Source organism: Solwaraspora sp. WMMA2056 (assembly GCF_030345095.1).
Lineage (GTDB): Bacteria > Actinomycetota > Actinomycetes > Mycobacteriales > Micromonosporaceae > Micromonospora_E.
Map to the genome: position 1 here is coordinate 6,213,127 of NZ_CP128360.1, position 18,164 is coordinate 6,231,290.

Genomic DNA, 18,164 nt, shown 5'->3' on the forward strand with positions numbered 1-18,164 from the left:
TGACCGATCACTCGGTGTCATGCAACTCTGGTCGGTGCTGCTTGATCCACCGCTCGACGTCCTCGGTGCGCCAGATCCGGCCCACTGACAGCACCACCACCGGGTCCGGGAACGACTTCGAGTTGGTGATCTGGTAGGCGCGGGTACGCGAGACGCCGAGCATCTCCTGCACCTCCTGGCTCGCCATCAGACGAAGCTCTCCCATACCGCCACGGTAAGAGCATGCGAACTGAACATATGTTCTCTGATCAGATGCACTCTTCAGATGCTCCGGGCATGTAAACTCATCATCCGAGTAGCACTCGACGTTCGGGGAGGAAGTCGTGGAGCAGCGGAGCAGGCGAGGGCGGGTGGTGCCTCGGCAGGGCCCACTCGTGGAGCCGTGGCAGGTCAGGGCGATGCAGTTCGACACCCGGTGGCGTGGGCTGGACCCGGCGGCGGTGTACGCGTACCTGCGGCAGGTCGCCGACGAGCTGGACCGACTCACCCGCCAGGCCGCCGTCGACCGGGCCGAAGCCGACCGGTGCCGCGAAGGACTGCGGCAGTGGCGGCAACGGCACATCGGCTGCCGGTTCAACGACCCGCCCGCCAGCGTCTACCGCTCGGAGCACCAGCGCCAGACCGGCGGCGACGGAGGCCACTGGTGAGCAACGAACCGCGCTGGACCATCCACCTGCCGACCCGGCTCACCAGCATCGAAGCCGCCGCCGGGTGAGGCGGCCCGGCCGCACGCCCAGCGGAAAGAAGGTGGTCGACGTGGTCCAGGCTGCGATGGTGCGGCGGGCGGCCGCCGCTCGTGCCACGACCAACGCGGGTGCCTGGGGCCCGGCGATGGCGGCGGCCGGCACCCTGGCCGCTGTGCTAGTCCTGGCCCGCCAGGCCCGTCCCGTCGTCGAGGCCGCCGCCTGGTCGTGGCGCTTCGCCGAGCAGGCCCCGACCACCATCATCGGCCCCATCGGCACCGCCCGGCTGGCCGGCTGGGCGCTGCTGGTCGCGGCACTGGTCGCCGGCTGGCGTACGGCCGCCGCGATCGGGGCGGGCGCCGCCGTACTGGCCGAGCTGGCGGTGCTGGCCACCGGGGTACGCGACCATGCAGCACCCGGTTGGCACCTCCTGCTCGCCGTGGTCGTCGCCGTCCCGCTGTGCGGGTCACTGCTGCTTGCCGCCCGTGATGGCTGCGAGCAGCGACCGCTTCCGGGACGGTTCTGGGCCGCAGCGGCCGCGATGGGGCTGTGTGCATCGCTCAGCGCCGCTGGCGCGCCGCTGGTGGCGGATCGTTTCGGCAACACCGTGGCGATCAGCACCATTCCAGTGGCGCGCATCGGGTTTGGCGCTCTGGCCGTGGTGGCGCTGTTCAGTCTCGTCGCGGTACTGGCGCTGCCGGTTGCCGTACGCCGCCGGGCGGTGGTGCTGCTGGCAGCCGTGGCTGCGTTGCTGGCCACGACGCAGCTCGGCTATGACGAGGCGTTCATGTCAATGCTCGACTACCCGGTCCTGCGCGACCAGCCAGCCATGGCGTTGGCGCTGGCCGCCGTGGCAGCGACCGTGGCGCTGACGCTCGGCACGCTCGCGGTGCTCTTTCTTCCACGCCTCCGACTTCCACGGTAGTGTGGATGTCATGGTGGCGGTACATGAGGAAGTGCCGTTCAGCGAATTCCTGCATCGGCCTGGCGCCGCCGCGGAACGGCTGAACGAGGTTCGTACGTTGCGGCTGCGTCGTCGCGACGCGGACGACTTGGCCCTTGTCCGCGCCGACCAGGTCGAACGAGAGGCAATCGTCGTCGACTTCACCGCCCGTCTGCTGGCGGGCCTGGTTCGTTCCGGGTCGGTCGAGGCTGTCCGGCGGGTCCTTCAGGAGGCGCTGCCCTGGGTGACGTTCCTCCCGGAGGGCGACGTCGACGAACTGCTCTCGGAACTGATCACCGTGGCCCAAGGCGCGGCCTCGCTGGAGAATCTGTCCCCGATCGCCACCCTGCTCGGGCAGTGGCGGCACACGGCGGAGATCTACAGCGACCCGGCCCTGCTGGAGATCATCAACCGAGAACCGGACGGCGACCTGGGTATGGTCGACCCGCCCGAAGAGCGACAATGAGTCCCAAGCGAGGCGACCGGGCAGCACCTCCAGCTGTCGGGACCGAGTACGAGTTGCGCTTCGCCACCTCCTCGGCCGCCGACGGCTGGGAGACGCTCGCCCGGCAAGCTGCGGCGAACCTTCGGCGGGCCTACGACACCATCCGGGCGCAGCCGCGTGCCCGGCAGTCGACCGAACGGCATCACCGGCTGAAGGGCTCCCTGGCCACAGGCAGTTGGAAGGGACAGGTCTACGAGCGGTGGCAGTACGAGGTCACCGGCGGCGGCCGGATCTGGTACCTCGTGGACGATGACCGACGTACCGCTTGGTTAACCTACGCCGGCACCGGGCATCCCCGGGAAACTGACTGACGCCGAACTCCTTCGCCGTGCAACTCACGCTTCATGGCCCGCACCGTGTCCGGGTCGATCGCGGGAATACGCGACGCGGCGTCCTCGCCACGTTCACAGACGATCAGCTCGTCGGGGGTCAGCCGGTTGACCAGCGGCGGCGAATGGGTAGCTATCAGGAACTGGGTGCGCTCGGACGCCTCGCGCAGCAACTCGACCAACCGGTCGAGGATGTGGGAATGCAGACCGTGGTCGATCTCCTCGATACAAGTGAGACGCGGCGGCGCCGGGTCGTAGAGCAGAGCGAGCAGCGCAAGAGCCCGGATCGAACCGTACGACGCCTCCTGCAAGGTCGTCGCACCCGGCAGCCCACGCTCCACCAGGGTGAGTACGGTCCCCTCACCAGCACCACCGATCGGCCGGAACTGCAGTGCCTCCAGGCCCGGGATGAAGGCTCGCGCGTCGCGCTGCAGCGCGGCGAACTGGTCGCTGTGCTCATCGGCCAGGTAAGCGAGGAACGACGCCAGGTTGCTGGCGTCGTTGGCCAGCTGCCGGCTGCGCTGCTCCGTCGATGGCAGGCGGGCCGCAGCCACGTCGATGTCGAACACCCGGAAACTGGCGAACATGTCAGCGAGCGCTTCGACCTGCTCGCCGCCCTCCTCGGCACTGAGTTTGGGCAACGTCGACAATCCCAGCGAACCCTCGCGCAGACTGGCTTTCCGCTCCCCACCCTCGGGGCCATGGAAGGTGACCTGGTTGCCGGAGACCGCGATACGCCGGCCCGGGCCGGCGGTCCGCTTGAACGCGAATGCCTCAGAGCGCTGCAGGAAGTAGCGCTCCGTCTGGCCGCGTAGCTTTCCCCGGGACACACCGAGCTGGTAGTTGTCGGTGGCCCGCAAATTGCTGTTCCTGGTGACAGCGGCCTCCACCTCGATGGTGATGCTGGGCCGCTGGTCGCCACCGCCCCGGAACAGCACCCGGTCGAATCCACCGCGTCGCTCCAGCGCGGGCCCGAGGTCCTCCCGGGTGGCGTCGCCGAGGAAGGCGATCACGTCGAGGAGGTTGGACTTACCGGCGCCGTTGGGTCCGACGAGTACGTTGAGCGCGGCGAGCCGCACCTCCACCGCCCGAAGGCTGCGAAAGTTGCTCACCTTGAGCCTGAGCAGGTACGGGGGATGTCGGACGGCCACGGCAGCAGGCTACCCGCTCGGCGCAGCGCCGCCAGCCAGGCGCAGCAAGTTGCCCGCTTCGAATTGCCAAGGACACAGTCAGTCGCCCTCCGAGGTGTCCGATAACCGCCTCCGGCGGCCCGAACGAACACCCGGCAACTCGTACGCCTGGCCGTTGTCCATTGACGCGCACTCTGGTTGCATTGCCCGGGTTCGAGGAGTGTGCACACTAGACGGGAGTCGCCGATGGTCGCGGCGCAGGAGACGACGCTGCAGAAGTTGCTCGAAGGCACCAAGCAGTACCGGGTGCCGTTGTACCAGCGGACGTACTCATGGTCCGAGCATCAGTGCAAGCGGCTCTGGGAGGACATCAAGAAGCTCGCCGACGACCGCCGCGCGGACCCCGCCGCCACTCACTTCATCGGCTCGGTGGTGCTGGCACCCAGCCCGGAGATCGGCCCGGTCGGGGTGCAGGAGTTCCTGGTCGTCGATGGGCAGCAGCGCCTCACCACCCTGTCGATCCTGCTCTGCGCGATCCGGGACCACCGGGCGAAGACCGAGGATCCGAAGCACCGGGGGCGGATCGAACAGCTGTACCTGATCAACCAGTTCGAGTCCGATCCGCACCGGCTCAAACTCGTGCCCACCCAGGCTGACCGGGACGCGTACCTGGCCTGCGTGGAGTCGACTCCGCAGGTCGGCGGCAGCGACCACGTCGGTTCGGCGTACCGCTTCTTCGCCAGCCGGCTGATGGAATACGACGACGTCGAGGACCCGTTCGACATCGCGCGGATCGAGAACGCCGTCATCACCGGGTTGGCGCTGGTGGCGGTCACCGCGCAGGCCGGCGACAACGTCTACCGGATCTTCGAGTCGCTGAACAATACCGGCCTGCAGTTGACCCAGGCCGACCTGCTGCGCAACTACCTTTTCATGCGGCTGCCGACCCGGGGCGAGACCGTCTACAAGTCGCTGTGGTTCCCGCTGCAGGATACCCTCAACCGGGAGGACCTCGAGCTGCTCTTCTGGCTCGACCTGGTGCAGCGCAACGGCCGTGCCAAGCAGACCGACATCTACGCCGCGCACCAGCTGCGGCTCAACGCGATGCGCGGCGAAGCGGAGATCGAAGCGGAGGTACGCCGGTTCAGCCACCTCGGCGCGCTGCTGAAGATCATCCTGCACCCGGAGAGCGAGCCAGACCCCGAGGTCCGGCGGCGGCTGACCCGGCTGCATGCCTGGGGCGCCACCACCGTCTACCCGCTGCTGCTGCACCTGCTGGACCGCCGTGCGCAGGGCACCGCCACCGCCGCGCAGGTCATCGCGGCCATGCGGTACGTGGAGAGCTTCTTCGTCCGCCGCCTGGTGATCGGTCGGGCGACCGCCAACGTCAACCGGATCCTGATGTCGATCGTCACCGAGATGGACGCGAAGCTCCCGGTCGACGAAGCGGTCCGGGCGTACTTGTCGACTGGCCGTAAGCACTACGCAACCGACGCGCAGATCCGCTCGTCGACCAGGACCATCCCCTTCTATCTCAACGGACGCGCGCATCAGCGCAACCTCGTACTTCAGTGGTTGGAGGAGGCGCACCGCAGCAAGGAGCCGGTGGCAGCCGACACGCTCACCATCGAGCATGTGCTGCCGCAGACGCCGACCGCGCAGTGGCGGCAGATGCTCAACGACGACCTCGGGCCCGACGAGAACTTCACCGACGTGCACGAGTCGCTGGTGCACACGATCGGCAACCTGACCCTCACCGGATACAACTCCGAGCTGGGCAACAAACCGTTCGACGCCAAGAAGGCCGCGTTGGCGAAGAGCCCGATCGTGCTCAACCGGGACATCGCCCAGCAGGAGCGGTGGGGGCGGCCGGAAATCCAGGCCCGCAGCGAGGCGCTCGCCGAGCAGATCATCTCGCTCTGGCCGGGTCCAGTCGAGGCCTCCCGCGACAACGACTCCGACGTGCCGTGGGACGTGATGAACCGGGCGCTGGCCGAGCTGCCCGCCGGTTCGTGGACCACGTACGGCGACGTGGCCGCGCTGATCGGCAGCCACCCGGTGCCGGTCGGGACGCGGCTGGCGAACCATCCGGTGCCGAACGCACACCGGGTGCTGCAGACCGGCGGCACCGTCTCACCGGGCTTCCGCTGGCCCGATCCGGCCCGTACCGACGACCCGCTCGACCTGTTGCGGGCCGAAGGGGTCGAGTTCGATGGCAGTGGGCGCGCCGCCCCGGAGCAGCGGATCCCGCTGGACGAGCTGGCCCAGCTCGCCGGGCTCAGCACCGATGATCTGCCGCGCCCCCGGTCACCGCGATCCAGCGCGGCGCACGCCGAACGCTTCAACACTCAGCTGGCCCAGCTGCAGGACCCGCCGGTGGTCGCCGCCGTGCAGGCTGTTCGCGACGGCTGGACCGCGCTCGGCGGCCGCCTGCTCTACGGCACCGGCGACGAAACGTCGTGCTTTCTCATCGCACGCGGCAAGGACCATCGGCTCGGCAGCATCTGGCCGGCGACGATCTACCCGAGTGGCAAGTTCGAGATCGTCTTCCAGCATCTCAAGAACCGGATGCCGTTCGACGACATGGCGCTGCGTGAGGAGTTCCGGCAGCGGCTCAACAAGATCCCGGGGTGTCCATCGCGGCGGCCCGGATCGGGCTACGGCCGGGTTTGCGGCTGTCGGTACTCGCCGACCCGGCGGCCCGTGAGCTGCTGATCGAGCAGCTCGACTGGTTCTACCAGCAGGCGCAACCGCCGGCCGAGGACGACGCCGACGAGGGTGAACAGTTGAGCTGACCGCCAGGCTGTGGAGGCGCTGCGCGCCGAGTTGGCCGCCGCTGGTGCCACCACCCACCTGCAGTTGTGCGCCGACGCGGCGCGGCTGCTCGCCGATGGCGACACCGGCGCCGCCGAGGACGCGTCTCTGCGGTTCGACCACGTGGTGGTTGACGAGGCGCAGGATCTGCACCCGGCGCAGTGGCGGGTGCTGCGGGCAGCGGTTCCGGCCGGTCCGGACGACACCTTCCTCACCGGCGATCCGCATCAGCGGATCAACGACGCGAAAGTGTCGCTGGCCGCGCTCGGGATCCGTACCGCCGGGCGCAGCTTCCGGCTGCGAATCAACTACCGCAGTACGGCGGAGATCCTCACCTGGTCGACCGGGCTGCTCGACGGGGACGGCCGCGACAACCTGACCGGCTACCGGTCGCTGCTGCGAGGTCGGCGGCCGACGGTAGCCGGGTTTCCGGACGAGCCGGCCGAGGCGGCGGCGCTGGTGCAGCGGGCCCGCGAGTGGCTCGACCGGGGCGTACGGCCGGCAGAGGTCGCCGGCTGCACCCGGTTCAAGGCCAGGCTGGACCCGGTGCAGGCGGCGTTGGCCGAGGCCGGCATCCCGACGGTGCTGGTCAAGGACCAGCCGTCAGCGGACATCGGCGGGGTACGGCTGGCCACCATGCGTACTGTTCGTCGCCTGCACCCGCGCCCGCGAAGCGCTGCATGTGTCGTGGACAGGCCAACCGAGTCAATTCCTCCCGCGATAGCTTGTGTCTCTTGTTCCAGGGTTCGCGCGGCCGCCTTGGCAGGCCGGCTTCTCCGGCAACCGCCACGTCAGACCGCCAACAGCCCCCCGTTTCGCACCTCGTCCTTGATCGCGATCAGGTTGGCCGCCACGTACGGAATGTGGTGCGCGCGGTGCCAGTCCGTCGGGAAGTAGGTAACCAACCTGGACACCTGGAAACGGCAGGTAATCTCCGGTACGTACTTGGCGTACTGCTGGTCCGTGAAATACCAGAACGAGTTCTCGTTGTAGAAGGCAACATGCGTCGGGTCCTGGAACGCGCCCCTGCCGTCGCTGCTCGGCGTCAACGACAACAGCATCCCGCCAGGCGCCAACAAGCGGTACAGCTCGTTGAACAACGCGATCTTGTCCGGGATGTGCTCCAGAAAGTCACTCGCCCGGATCACTCCAACGCTGCTGTCCGGCAGATCCAGGCCCTTGGTGATGTCACATACCATGTCAACCTCAGGTCCGGCATGAACATCGACACCTTGGTAACCTTCGACCTTGTTGTGTGCCGCACCCAGGTCGAGCGCAAGCAGACCCTGCCGCTTGGCCCACGCCAACGCGTTCAGCTGCACATTCCGGTCATAGACCTCCACAGTACGCTGCTGAATCTTGGCGTTCATCTCCGGCACACGCTGCGTATTTCCTGCATGCATCCGTTGCAGGTAGAGACACTCTGGGATGTGATGAAAATCCGCTAGCTGATACATGCGACACATGAGGTCGGCATCGTCGGCGACGTCAAGTACCTCGTCGTACCCGCCGGACTTTTCGTAGATGTCCCGGCGAAACGCACGTACATGATTCGGCGCGTACCAGATGTAGCTCACGTTGTGCGGCGTCGGCGGCAGTGCCATACAGGCCAACACTTCGCGGCCATCAACCCTGACGTCCCGATATCGCCAACCATGATCAGCCGAAAAACGACTGTCGTCGCGACTACCGTCCTCAGCAATCTGGGCGGTGTCGCTGTAGACCAGGCCGACCTCCGGATTCTCGTCGAAGGCATCAACCACCTTTTCGAGGCAGTCGCTAGCAAGAAGATCGTCGTGGTCCAACTCGACGAGTATGTCGCCCGACGCCTCCGCACAGGCCCGCTTCTTGACCGCACCAACGCCCGACACCTCATCCTGCACCACCAGGCGAATTCGCTGATCCGGCACCTCGGGCCGCCAGCGGTTCCCTTGATTCAGAACGATGACCCACTCCCAATCATCGAACGTCTGCGCTTGGAGCGACTGATGGCACTCATCCAAGAACTTGGTGCGATTACTGCCTGTGAAAACTGTAACAGCTGGCTTCCTCATCTCACCACTCACTCACTGGCTCAGAACATCTTCGACGTCGCCTCGATGTTCTTCGGGAACGCTTTCCAACAGCGCTCTATCGAGCCGCACCGCCTTCTCGAACGCCGTACGGGCTTCGGCCTCATCACCCTCGCTCACCAGCAAGAGACCCAGCCGCAGGTACGCGGTCGAAGCCTCATCATCAAGGTCGACGATCTGGCGATACAGACCGATCGCCGCCTCCTTGTCACGGCTTTCGAGTGCGATGGCCTTGTTGAACAGAGCAGGCTTATAGGAGGGATCAGCCTCTAATGCCTGATCATAGCGTTCGATGGCCTGCGCGATCTGGTCCCGCGACTGCGCGATGTAGCCGAGGTTGTACCAGGCCAACACGTTATTCTCATCGACAGCCAGTACCTGCTCGAAGGTTTCTTTAGCCTTCTCAATATCTCCCGACTGGCCCTCCTCGACACCCTTCCGAACCAAGGCGACGAGGTCTTCGCTCACAGCTCCGGCATTCTTGGTTTCCGGACCCTGCGCTTCTCCGTCGGTGGTGCATGCCGGAACCCCGGCCAGTAGCACTGCACCACACGCCAGCGATCCAAACATCGTTCGCATTTTCATTTCTCGTCACTCCTAATAATTGATGTCTGAGGGGCCTCGCGTTTTCCGGACAGTGGTTCGGCCGGTTCTTTCACGCCGCGATTTGAAGGTTCTCGAACTCTGCGTGGACTTCCCGGGGAGGTCGGTAGCCCACCGCTGAATGCAGACGCTGACGATTGTACCAGAATTCGATGTAGGCAGTAACGTCCCGGCGTGCCGCCTCACGAGTGGGATACTTCACACGCGACACGCGTTCGTTCTTCAGCGCACCGAAGAACGATTCCGCCATCGCATTGTCGAAACAAGTTCCGGTCCGGCCAGCAGATCGCCGCAACCTCAGATCCCGCAGCGTTCTGCCGTAGTCGTCCGACATGTAGTTGCTGCCCCGGTCCGAATGAAAGATGGCGTTCTTCCTGAGTTCGCGATTCCGGGCGGCGTTACGGATGGCGCGGGATATCAACGGCGTCTGGTAGTGGTCGTCCATCGCGTATCCGATGACTTCCTTCGTGCAGCAGTCGATGACGGTCGCCAGATACAGCCACCCCTCGCCGGTCGGGATGTACGTGATGTCGCCGACGAGCTTCTCGCCAGGCGCGTCGGCGGTGAACTCCCGGCCGACGAGGTCAGGCACCGTGCCGGACGACGACTGGGTGAGACCCCACCGCCTCGGGCGGGGCTGGCACGGCACGAGCCCGAGCTCGCGCATCAGCTGGCGGACGAGTTCCGGCCCGGCGGACACGCCCTGGCGCCGCAGTTGCGCGTGGACACGTCGATGCCCGTAGGTGCCGTCGGACGCGGCGAACACCTCCTCGATGGCCGATCGAAGGTGGGCGCGGCGGGTGGCGGTCGCGGAGTCGGGGCGGGTTCGCCATTCGTAGTATCCGGACCTGGACACGCCGAGTTGTTCGCACATGAAGTCGACGGGGTAGGCGTACTTCGCGGTGTCGAGTCGCATCGTCTCGATGAACTCGTACAAGCTCGTTACCGAGGGTCCTTCGCGAAGTACGCCGCGGCTTTTTTCAGGAAGCTGTTCTCCATTTCGAGTTCCCGGTTGCGACGTTCGAGTTCCTTCAGTCGAGCGCGCTCGTCGACGCCGATCGGTGGGCTGTCCTGGGCGCCGCTGTTTTCCCGCCGGTACTGGCGGACCCAGGAACGGAGCGTCTCCGGGTGAACGTCGATCTCCCGGGCAACCTGCGACACTGGCTTGTTCGACTGTAGAACGAGTTGCACTGCTTCTTCACGGAACTCTGGGGTGTATGAGCTTATGCGTGCCATCGCGCTTCTTCCCTCGACTTTCCTTACAGGGTAACCTTATTGGCTCCCTGTCCGGAATCCTCGGGGCACCTCATGTCCAACACCGAGCGCTCTCGTTCGTCGACCTTCAGATCACGCAATGTCCGCACAGACGACATAGACTGTGCCGCCAGTTCCGCCAAACTCGGCTTGCCAACCAGTCGGCTCACCGGCGATGGGGATTGGCCGCGATGTGTCGGGGCTTCCCTGGGATTGGTAACCACCACCGGTAGCAACGTCCCCCGCATCGCACTGCACCTCAAGCAGCCCGGACCCCCCTGCGGAAGCCGAGTTGACGTAGAGATCCGGGAAGCCTGCACCTTGCGCGCCTTGTGGCCCCTGGGGACCTTGCACGCCCTGGAAACCTTGAGCACCCTGCGCACCTTGAGCACCCTGCGCGCCCTGGAAGCCCTGAGCCCCTTGCGCCCCTTGAGCCCCTTGCACGCCTTGAGCGCCTTGAGCGCCTTGAGCGCCCTGCGCCCCTTGTGCACCGTCAGCACCCTGGAACCCCTGCGCACCCTGCGCACCCTGCACGCCCTGGAAGCCCTGGGCTCCCTGCGCGCCCTGCGCACCCTGAGCTCCTTGAGCTCCTTGAGCTCCCTGCACGCCCTGGAAGCCCTGCGCTCCCTGCGCACCCTGTGCTCCCTGAGCTCCTTGAGCTCCCTGAGCTCCTTGAGCTCCCTGAGCTCCCTGAGCTCCCTGAGCTCCCTGCACGCCCTGGAAGCCCTGCGCACCCTGCACGCCTTGTGCTCCTTGAGCGCCCTGCGCACCCTGCGCACCTTGAGCTCCCTGCACGCCCTGGAAGCCCTGCGCACCCTGCGCACCCTGTGCTCCCTGCGCACCCTGCGCACCCTGCGCACCCTGTGCTCCCTGCGCACCCTGCACGCCTTGAGCGCCCTGCGCACCCTGCGCACCCTGCACGCCCTGGAAGCCCTGCGCACCCTGCGCACCCTGTGCTCCCTGCGCACCCTGCACGCCTTGAGCGCCCTGCGCACCCTGCGCACCCTGCACGCCCTGGAAGCCCTGCGCACCCTGCACGCCTTGCGCACCCTGCGCACCCTGTGCTCCCTGCGCACCCTGCGCACCCTGCGCACCCTGTGCTCCCTGCGCACCCTGCGCACCCTGCACGCCCTGGAAGCCCTGCGCACCCTGCGCACCTTGTGCTCCCTGCGCGCCCTGCGCACCCTGCACGCCTTGAACTGAGGTGCCCCGAGGATTCCGGACAGGGAGCCAATAAGGTTACCCTGTAAGGAAAGTCGAGGGAAGAAGCGCGATGGCACGCATAAGCTCATACACCCCAGAGTTCCGTGAAGAAGCAGTGCAACTCGTTCTACAGTCGAACAAGCCAGTGTCGCAGGTTGCCCGGGAGATCGACGTTCACCCGGAGACGCTCCGTTCCTGGGTCCGCCAGTACCGGCGGGAAAACAGCGGCGCCCAGGACAGCCCACCGATCGGCGTCGACGAGCGCGCTCGACTGAAGGAACTCGAACGTCGCAACCGGGAACTCGAAATGGAGAACAGCTTCCTGAAAAAAGCCGCGGCGTACTTCGCGAAGGACCCTCGGTAACGAGCTTGTACGAGTTCATCGAGACGATGCGACTCGACACCGCGAAGTACGCCTACCCCGTCGACTTCATGTGCGAACAACTCGGCGTGTCCAGGTCCGGATACTACGAATGGCGAACCCGCCCCGACTCCGCGACCGCCACCCGCCGCGCCCACCTTCGATCGGCCATCGAGGAGGTGTTCGCCGCGTCCGACGGCACCTACGGGCATCGACGTGTCCACGCGCAACTGCGGCGCCAGGGCGTGTCCGCCGGGCCGGAACTCGTCCGCCAGCTGATGCGCGAGCTCGGGCTCGTGCCGTGCCAGCCCCGCCCGAGGCGGTGGGGTCTCACCCAGTCGTCGTCCGGCACGGTGCCTGACCTCGTCGGCCGGGAGTTCACCGCCGACGCGCCTGGCGAGAAGCTCGTCGGCGACATCACGTACATCCCGACCGGCGAGGGGTGGCTGTATCTGGCGACCGTCATCGACTGCTGCACGAAGGAAGTCATCGGATACGCGATGGACGACCACTACCAGACGCCGTTGATATCCCGCGCCATCCGTAACGCCGCCCGGAATCGCGAACTCAGGAAGAACGCCATCTTTCATTCGGACCGGGGCAGCAACTACATGTCGGACGACTACGGCAGAACGCTGCGGGATCTGAGGTTGCGGCGATCTGCTGGCCGGACCGGAACTTGTTTCGACAATGCGATGGCGGAATCGTTCTTCGGTGCGCTGAAGAACGAACGCGTGTCGCGTGTGAAGTATCCCACTCGTGAGGCGGCACGCCGGGACGTTACTGCCTACATCGAATTCTGGTACAATCGTCAGCGTCTGCATTCAGCGGTGGGCTACCGACCTCCCCGGGAAGTCCACGCAGAGTTCGAGAACCTTCAAATCGCGGCGTGAAAGAACCGGCCGAACCACTGTCCGGAAAACGCGAGGCCCCTCAAACGCCCTGCGCACCTTGCGCACCTTGAACGCCCTGTGCTCCCTGCGCACCCTGAGCACCCTGAGCGCCCTGGAAGCCCTGCACGCCCTGGAAGCCCTGCGCACCTTGAGCACCCTGCGCACCTTGCGCACCTTGAGCTCCCTGCACGCCCTGGAAGCCCTGCGCTCCCTGCGCACCCTGCGCACCCTGCACGCCCTGCACGCCCTGAGCACCCTGAGCACCCTGAGCGCCCTGAGCACCCTGAGCACCCTGAGCACCCTGAGCACCCTGAGCGCCCTGAGCACCCTGAGCACCCTGAGCGCCCTGCGCGCCCTGGAAGCCCTGCGCACCCTGCGCACCCTGCGCACCTTGAGCGCCCTGCGCACCCTGCACGCCTTGCGCACCCTGGAAGCCCTGCGCACCCTGCACGCCCTGCACGCCCTGCACGCCCTGCGCACCTTGCGCACCCTGCGCACCCTGCGCACCCTGCGCACCCTGCACGCCCTGCACGCCCTGCACGCCCTGCGCACCTTGCGCACCCTGCGCACCCTGCGCACCCTGCGCACCCTGCACGCCCTGCACGCCCTGCACGCCCTGCGCACCTTGCGCACCCTGCGCACCTTGCGCACCCTGCGCACCCTGAGCTCCTTGAGCTCCCTGCACGCCCTGCGCACCCTGTGCTCCCTGCGCACCTTGAGCACCCTGCACACCTTGAGCGCCCTGGAAGCCCTGCGCCCCTTGAGCACCCTGCGCACCCTGCGCTCCCTGCGCACCCTGCGCACCTTGAGCACCCTGCACACCTTGAGCGCCCTGGAAGCCCTGCGCCCCTTGAGCACCCTGCACACCCTGCGCACCCTGCGCACCCTGTGCTCCCTGCGCACCTTGAGCACCCTGCACACCTTGAGCGCCCTGGAAGCCCTGCGCCCCTTGAGCACCCTGCACACCCTGCGCACCCTGTGCTCCCTGCGTACCCTGCGCACCCTGCGCACCCTGGAAGCCCTGTGCCCCTTGAACGCCCTGCGCACCCTGCGCACCTTGAGCGCCCTGTGCCCCTTGCGCACCCTGAGCGCCCTGCGGTCCTTGAGGGCCACGGCTCGGCTTGTGTCGACGCCATTCGTCTTCTGAGCGCTGCCAACCCTGCGGCCCAAGGCCCGGCTGCCAGCGTTCGCGATCGCCAATCGCCGGGTCGTCGCGCAGCGGCGCTGCGGGATACCAGACGGCACGGTGCCCATGCGGCCCAGGTGTGACGAGCGATGACTCCGCGCTGGGACGCACATCCTCCAACTGCCGGACCTCTGCCGCAGCGGCCGGCTGCACCACCGGCGTCAAGCTACCGGTCGTCGCGGCAAGCAGCAGGAGATAGCCCACCTTGGCCGGGGTTTGGGCTTGTTTCAGTCGTCGACGTAGGCGTCGCTCACTGGTCACAGCTACTCCCGCAGCGTCCCGAAGGTCAGTAGAAGTTCCTCGACGGGCGTTGGGGGGGTCCCGCACTACTCAAGACCATAAGCGCGCAGAAGCCTATATGTACTCATTATTGAGAAATATCTGTTATGAGGCTTCCTCGCCTTGATGCATCGCTCGGGAACCGGTCAAGGGCTCCCAGAGCGATACACCGCGCCGAAGAAGTCAGCGGTCCACGGCGTGCCGGATCACCCTGGCCTGCTGCTGGGCACGGACGCTGAGCTCCGCCGCTTTGAACGCGTGGGCCTGGGTCATGGCGTTCTCGGTCCGGTGCAGGCAGTCGAGGATCAGCTGGCCGAAGTACGGATAGCCGACCTGACCGGCGGCGACCAGATGGTGCTCGCCCGTGCCGTCGACGAGGAAGACGTGCCCGGGGCCGGCGTCGGTCGCCACGTTGATGTACTTGCGCAGTTCGATGTAGCCGTCGGTGCCGAGGATGAAGGTGCGCCCGTCACCCCAGGTACGCAGCCCGTCGGGCGTGAACCAGTCCACCCGGCAGTAGCCGGTCGCGGTGCTGTTCAGCACCAGGCTGAGCTCGCCGAAGTCGTCGAGCTCCGGGTACTGGGGGTGGTTGAAGTTGCCGACGGTGGAGTGGCTGATCTCGGCGTCGGTCGAGCCGGTGAAGTACAGCATCTGTTCGACGTTGTGGCTGCCGATGTCGCAGAGAATGCCGCCGTACTTCTCCTTGACGAAGAACCAGTCCGGGCGGCCGGCGGCGGACAGGCGGTGCGGCCCCAGGCCCATGACCTGCACCACCCGACCGATGGCACCCCGCTGGACGAGCTGACCCGCCAGCACCGCCGCCTCGACGTGGATCCGCTCCGAGTAGTAGACCGCGTACTTGCGCCCGGTGCGCGCGGTCGCTTCGCGCGCCTCGGCCAGCTGTTCCAGGGTGGTGAGCGGGGCCTTGTCGGTGAAGTAGTCCTTGCCGGCCGCGATGACCCGCAGGCCGAGAGCGCACCGTTGCGAGGTGACGGCGGCACCAGCCACCAGGTGGACCGCGTCGTCGTCAAGGATCTCCGCCTCGTCACGCGCCACCCGCGCCTGCGGGAACCGCTGACGGTACGCGTCGACCTTAACCGGGTCGGGGTCGTACACCCATTTGAGGGTGGCGCCGGCACCGAGCAGACCGGAACTCATGCCGTAGATGTGCCCGTGGTTGAGGCCGACCGCGGCGAAGACGAACTCCCCCGGTGCCACCACCGGGGCCGGTACGGGATCCGGAGCGTACGTCGCCCCACTGACCTTCGCCACGTGTTCGTCTCCTCAGTTGTCGTGGTCGGCCGTGCCGCCGACGGTGATGGCACCGGGCAGGTTCCGCACCGCAGCGGTCTTCTCGAAGAACCGCGGCGCGCGCCGTACCAGGGTGCCGCGCTGATAGTAGGGATCGTCCGGGGACAGCGGGAGGGCCACCGGCCGGCGTTCGATCCCCGATTCGTAGATCGCGGTGACCAGCTCGACCGCGTTGCGTCCGTCGGTGCCGCTCACCGCAGGTGCCACCCCGTCGCGGACCGCACGCAGGACGTCGCCGATCTGGCCGGTGTGCCCGACATGTGCCAACGGGCGGCGCGCCTGCGCAAGAGCATTGAGGTCGGCGAGCAGGTCCGGGTTGCCACCCGGGGTGGGGAACCCGTTCGGTGCACTGGTCTCGGCCGCTGCCCGCCATGGCTGGGAAACCCGAGCGTACGCGCCCTGAATGACGATCTCCTGTTCTTCGCCGTGGTGCACCACCGAGCTGGTGAGCTGGGCCAGCGCCCGGTCGTACTGCAGGATCGCGACGGACAGGTCCTCGACCTCGGCGTTGTCGTGCTGCGAGTTGACCAGCATCGCGGTGACCGCCGAGGGCCGACCGAGCATCCACATGGTCAGGTCGATGTGGTGGATGGCGTGGTTGAGGGTGCAGCCGCCGCCCTCGGACGCCCAGGTCCCCCGCCACCACAGGTCGTAGTACGGCCGCCCCCGCCACCACGACGAGTTGACCTGCACGTGTGACACAGGCCCGATGAGACCAGAGTCCAGCACCGCCTTCAAGGTGGCCATGTCGTCGCGGAACCGGTTCTGTGCGACGACCGACAGCAGCTTGCCCGATTCGGTGGCGGCGCGGAGCATCGCGTCGCACTCCTGCAACGACGGAGCCATCGGCTTCTCCACCAGGACGTTGACACCCGCGCGCAGGGCCGCGATGGTGATGTCGGCGTGCGTCGACGGCGGTGTCGCGATGCTGACCAGGTCCAACTCCTCGGCGGTGAGCAGGGCCCCGGCATCGTCGTAGACGCGGGCGTCGGTGAGATCGAAGGTCGTTCTGCGCTCCTGCGCCTTCGCCAGGGTCACGTCGCAGACGGCGGTGATCCGGCAGTCCTCCCCGAACTCCTGGTAACCGGCGATGTGCGTACCGGCTATGCCGCCCGCACCGATAATTCCCACCTTGAGCATGCTGTCCTCCATCGCGTACGGGTGGTGGGGCGTCCGTCCGGTCGGACCCCCCCACCACCGTGGCGCACATCAGGCGACGGCGCAGGGGGTGCCGTCGAGGGTGAACGAGCTGGGCCTACCACTGTTGCCGGAGTGGGTGGCCTGGAAGCCGATGCTCTGCGAGCCGTTCGGCGGGATGGTGGCGTTGTAGGACATGTTGCGGGCGGTGACCGCGCCGCTGGTCGGCGAGTACGTCGCGTTCCAGCCGGAGATGATGGTCTGCCCGGCCGGCAGGGTGAACGCCAGGCTCCAGCCGTTGATCGCGCTGCTGCCGGTGTTGGCGATGGTCACCGAGGCGACCAGCCCGTTGTTCCACGCGTTCACCCCGTAGGTGACCCGGCAGGCCCCGGACGGCGGCGGCGTGGTAGGCGGAGCCGTCGTCGGCGGAGCGGTCGTCGGCGGAGCGGTCGTGGGCGGAGCAGTGCCGTCGAGGCCGAAGAAGCGGATCACCTGGGCGGCGTCGACCGGAATGTTGTGGCTGACGCCCTGCATGCTGATCGCCTCGACCGGGGCCATCCCGCCGGAGGCGCCGTAGCGGGTGCGGGTGTAGTTGCCCTGCGGGTTGTCGGTGTAGGTCGGCGTCTGGCTGAGCCCGTACGTGTTGGTCCACTGCTTCACCTGCTCGGCGAAGTTCGGGTAGCGCAGTGTTTCGTCGTTGGTGCCGTGCCAGATCTGCATGCGGGGCCAGGGGCCGCGGTAGCTGGGGTTGGTGTTGCGGACGGCGTCGCCCCACTGCTGGGCGGTACGGACGATCTGCCCGTTGGCGCACTGGCTGTTCCACTCGGAGCCGCCGGTGGTGGCGAAACAGGTGAACGGCACACCGGCGAAGGACGCGCCGGCGGCGAAGACGTCCGGGTAGACGCCGAGCATGACGTTGGTCATCATCGCGCCGGACGACGTCCCGGTGGCGAAGATCCGGCCCGGGTCGGCGTTGTAGCGCTGCTGCACGTAGCTGATCATGGAGCGGATGCCGACCGGGTCACTGCCGCCGCCCCGGGTCAGTGCCTGCTGCGAGTAGACGTCAAAGCACTGGCTGCTGCGGGTCACCGACGGGTAGATGACGATGTAGCCGTACCGGTCGGCCAGGGAGGCGTACTGGGTGCCGGAGTAGTAGGCGGGCCCGGTGCCGGTGCAGTAGTGCATGGCGACCAGGATCGCCGGGCGGGTCGCTACCCGGTCCGGCACGTACAGGTACATGCGCAGGTTGCTGGGGTTGGTGCCGAAGTTGGTGACTTCGGTGAGGGTGGCCGCCGAGGCGGGTGCCGCGAAGGTGAGGACGGCCGCCGCAGCCGTGACGGCGGCGGCGGTGACGGCCAGCATCTTGGCCATGAGTCTCATGTGCTTCCTCCGGAACGCACGCAGGGGAATCCGGTACGGGGCTGCCCAGGCTCCCGCTTTACTCCGGCTCGAAACAGTTAC

The 18,164-nt window shown here is 67.1% G+C and carries 19 protein-coding genes; 10 read left to right on the forward strand and 9 right to left on the reverse strand.

Annotated elements, in window-relative coordinates:
• Nucleotides 1-7: 7 nt before the first annotated feature.
• Nucleotides 8-205: a helix-turn-helix transcriptional regulator gene (locus O7608_RS28125; RefSeq protein ID WP_278117888.1), complete on the reverse strand. Its 198-nt coding sequence runs from the start codon at nt 203-205 to the stop codon at nt 8-10.
• A gap of 169 nt (nt 206-374) precedes the next feature.
• Here O7608_RS28125 and O7608_RS28130 point away from each other — a divergent pair, with 169 nt between their 5' ends.
• The 4 genes from O7608_RS28130 (at nt 375) to O7608_RS28145 (ending at nt 2,442) form a co-directional block, all read left to right on the forward strand.
• A complete protein-coding gene (locus O7608_RS28130; RefSeq protein ID WP_289211070.1) occupies nt 375-647 on the forward strand; it encodes a DivIVA domain-containing protein in 273 nt (90 codons plus the stop codon).
• Nucleotides 648-756: 109 nt separating this feature from the next.
• Nucleotides 757-1,608 (forward strand): hypothetical protein, encoded by an 852-nt coding sequence (locus O7608_RS28135; protein WP_289207424.1) that lies wholly within the window; start codon nt 757-759, stop codon nt 1,606-1,608.
• A 10-nt stretch (nt 1,609-1,618) separates the two neighbouring features.
• Nucleotides 1,619-2,092, forward strand: coding sequence for a hypothetical protein (locus O7608_RS28140; RefSeq protein WP_289207425.1), 474 nt, complete (start codon nt 1,619-1,621; stop codon nt 2,090-2,092).
• Complete coding sequence (locus O7608_RS28145) at nt 2,089-2,442, forward strand: hypothetical protein (protein ID WP_289207426.1); 354 nt, start codon at nt 2,089-2,091, stop codon at nt 2,440-2,442. The genes O7608_RS28140 and O7608_RS28145 overlap by 4 nt, the downstream gene beginning before the upstream one ends.
• On the opposite strand, the gene O7608_RS28150 is transcribed toward O7608_RS28145, so the two are convergent.
• Nucleotides 2,406-3,611, reverse strand: coding sequence for an AAA family ATPase (locus O7608_RS28150; RefSeq protein WP_289207427.1), 1,206 nt, complete (start codon nt 3,609-3,611; stop codon nt 2,406-2,408). The genes O7608_RS28145 and O7608_RS28150 overlap by 37 nt on opposite strands.
• A gap of 225 nt (nt 3,612-3,836) precedes the next feature.
• Between O7608_RS28150 and O7608_RS28155 the strand changes: the two genes are divergently transcribed.
• Genes O7608_RS28155 through O7608_RS28165 form a run of 3 tightly spaced genes read left to right on the forward strand, consistent with a single transcriptional unit; the run spans nt 3,837 to nt 7,301 of the window.
• Nucleotides 3,837-6,305 carry a GmrSD restriction endonuclease domain-containing protein gene (locus tag O7608_RS28155; RefSeq protein WP_289207428.1) on the forward strand — a complete coding sequence of 823 codons (2,469 nt, stop codon included), beginning with the start codon at nt 3,837-3,839 and terminating at the stop codon, nt 6,303-6,305.
• A complete protein-coding gene (locus O7608_RS28160) occupies nt 6,260-6,385 on the forward strand; it encodes a hypothetical protein (RefSeq protein WP_289207429.1) in 126 nt (41 codons plus the stop codon). Before O7608_RS28155 ends, O7608_RS28160 begins: the two co-directional genes overlap by 46 nt.
• Nucleotides 6,386-6,395: 10 nt before the next feature.
• On the forward strand, nt 6,396-7,301 hold the full coding sequence (locus tag O7608_RS28165) for a UvrD-helicase domain-containing protein (protein ID WP_289207430.1): 906 nt from the start codon (nt 6,396-6,398) through the stop codon (nt 7,299-7,301).
• Here O7608_RS28165 and O7608_RS28170 read toward each other — a convergent pair.
• The 4 genes from O7608_RS28170 to O7608_RS32220 form a co-directional block, all read right to left on the reverse strand.
• Complete coding sequence (locus O7608_RS28170) at nt 7,196-8,458, reverse strand: glycosyltransferase (RefSeq protein WP_289207431.1); 1,263 nt, start codon at nt 8,456-8,458, stop codon at nt 7,196-7,198. The genes O7608_RS28165 and O7608_RS28170 overlap by 106 nt on opposite strands.
• Nucleotides 8,459-8,470: 12 nt before the next feature.
• On the reverse strand, nt 8,471-9,061 hold the full coding sequence (locus O7608_RS28175; RefSeq protein ID WP_289207432.1) for a tetratricopeptide repeat protein: 591 nt from the start codon (nt 9,059-9,061) through the stop codon (nt 8,471-8,473).
• 70 nt (nt 9,062-9,131) lie between these two features.
• Nucleotides 9,132-10,315, reverse strand: a protein-coding gene (locus O7608_RS28180; RefSeq protein ID WP_421359974.1) for an IS3 family transposase whose coding sequence is annotated in 2 segments (ribosomal slippage) — nt 9,132-10,060 and nt 10,060-10,315 — 1,185 coding nt in all. Because the reading frame shifts where the segments join, the coding sequence is not laid out codon by codon here.
• Between the two features lie 23 nt (nt 10,316-10,338).
• On the reverse strand, nt 10,339-11,103 hold the full coding sequence (locus tag O7608_RS32220; RefSeq protein ID WP_289207434.1) for a hypothetical protein: 765 nt from the start codon (nt 11,101-11,103) through the stop codon (nt 10,339-10,341).
• Nucleotides 11,104-11,113: 10 nt separating this feature from the next.
• Between O7608_RS32220 and O7608_RS28190 the strand changes: the two genes are divergently transcribed.
• The 3 genes from O7608_RS28190 (at nt 11,114) to O7608_RS28200 (ending at nt 13,937) form a co-directional block, all read left to right on the forward strand.
• Nucleotides 11,114-11,536, forward strand: a complete 423-nt coding sequence (locus O7608_RS28190; RefSeq protein ID WP_289207435.1) for a hypothetical protein — start codon at nt 11,114-11,116, stop codon at nt 11,534-11,536.
• Nucleotides 11,537-11,606: 70 nt separating this feature from the next.
• A protein-coding gene (locus O7608_RS28195) for an IS3 family transposase (protein WP_421359974.1) occupies nt 11,607-12,790 on the forward strand; the annotation gives its coding sequence in 2 pieces (ribosomal slippage) (nt 11,607-11,862 and nt 11,862-12,790; 1,185 coding nt in all).
• A 67-nt stretch (nt 12,791-12,857) separates the two neighbouring features.
• Nucleotides 12,858-13,937, forward strand: coding sequence for a DUF4573 domain-containing protein (locus tag O7608_RS28200; RefSeq protein WP_289207436.1), 1,080 nt, complete (start codon nt 12,858-12,860; stop codon nt 13,935-13,937).
• Between the two features lie 501 nt (nt 13,938-14,438).
• Here the strand turns inward: O7608_RS28200 and O7608_RS28205 are convergent.
• From O7608_RS28205 to O7608_RS28215, 3 genes are all read right to left on the reverse strand, one after another.
• The gene (locus tag O7608_RS28205; protein ID WP_289207437.1) at nt 14,439-15,527 is read right to left on the reverse strand and encodes a Gfo/Idh/MocA family protein; all 1,089 of its coding nucleotides are present in this window, start codon (nt 15,525-15,527) and stop codon (nt 14,439-14,441) included.
• A gap of 12 nt (nt 15,528-15,539) precedes the next feature.
• Entirely contained in the window at nt 15,540-16,706 is a 1,167-nt protein-coding gene (locus O7608_RS28210) for a Gfo/Idh/MocA family protein (RefSeq protein ID WP_289207438.1), read from the reverse strand.
• Between the two features lie 69 nt (nt 16,707-16,775).
• Nucleotides 16,776-18,083, reverse strand: a complete 1,308-nt coding sequence (locus O7608_RS28215) for an extracellular catalytic domain type 1 short-chain-length polyhydroxyalkanoate depolymerase (protein ID WP_289207439.1) — start codon at nt 18,081-18,083, stop codon at nt 16,776-16,778.
• Nucleotides 18,084-18,164 lie beyond the last annotated feature (81 nt).

Excerpts from the sequence above, each read along its gene's own strand:
- O7608_RS28170 (WP_289207431.1), bottom strand. The coding sequence starts at position 8,458 with ATGAGGAAGCCAGCTGTTACAGTTTTCACAGGCAGTAATCGCACCAAG.
- O7608_RS28215 (WP_289207439.1), bottom strand. The coding sequence starts at position 18,083 with ATGAGACTCATGGCCAAGATGCTGGCCGTCACCGCCGCCGCCGTCACG.
- O7608_RS28140 (WP_289207425.1), top strand. The coding sequence starts at position 1,619 with ATGGTGGCGGTACATGAGGAAGTGCCGTTCAGCGAATTCCTGCATCGG.
- O7608_RS28145 (WP_289207426.1), top strand. The coding sequence starts at position 2,089 with ATGAGTCCCAAGCGAGGCGACCGGGCAGCACCTCCAGCTGTCGGGACC.
- O7608_RS28210 (WP_289207438.1), bottom strand. The coding sequence starts at position 16,706 with ATGCTCAAGGTGGGAATTATCGGTGCGGGCGGCATAGCCGGTACGCAC.
- O7608_RS28175 (WP_289207432.1), bottom strand. The coding sequence starts at position 9,061 with ATGAAAATGCGAACGATGTTTGGATCGCTGGCGTGTGGTGCAGTGCTA.
- O7608_RS28155 (WP_289207428.1), top strand. The coding sequence starts at position 3,837 with ATGGTCGCGGCGCAGGAGACGACGCTGCAGAAGTTGCTCGAAGGCACC.
- O7608_RS28125 (WP_278117888.1), bottom strand. The coding sequence starts at position 205 with ATGGGAGAGCTTCGTCTGATGGCGAGCCAGGAGGTGCAGGAGATGCTC.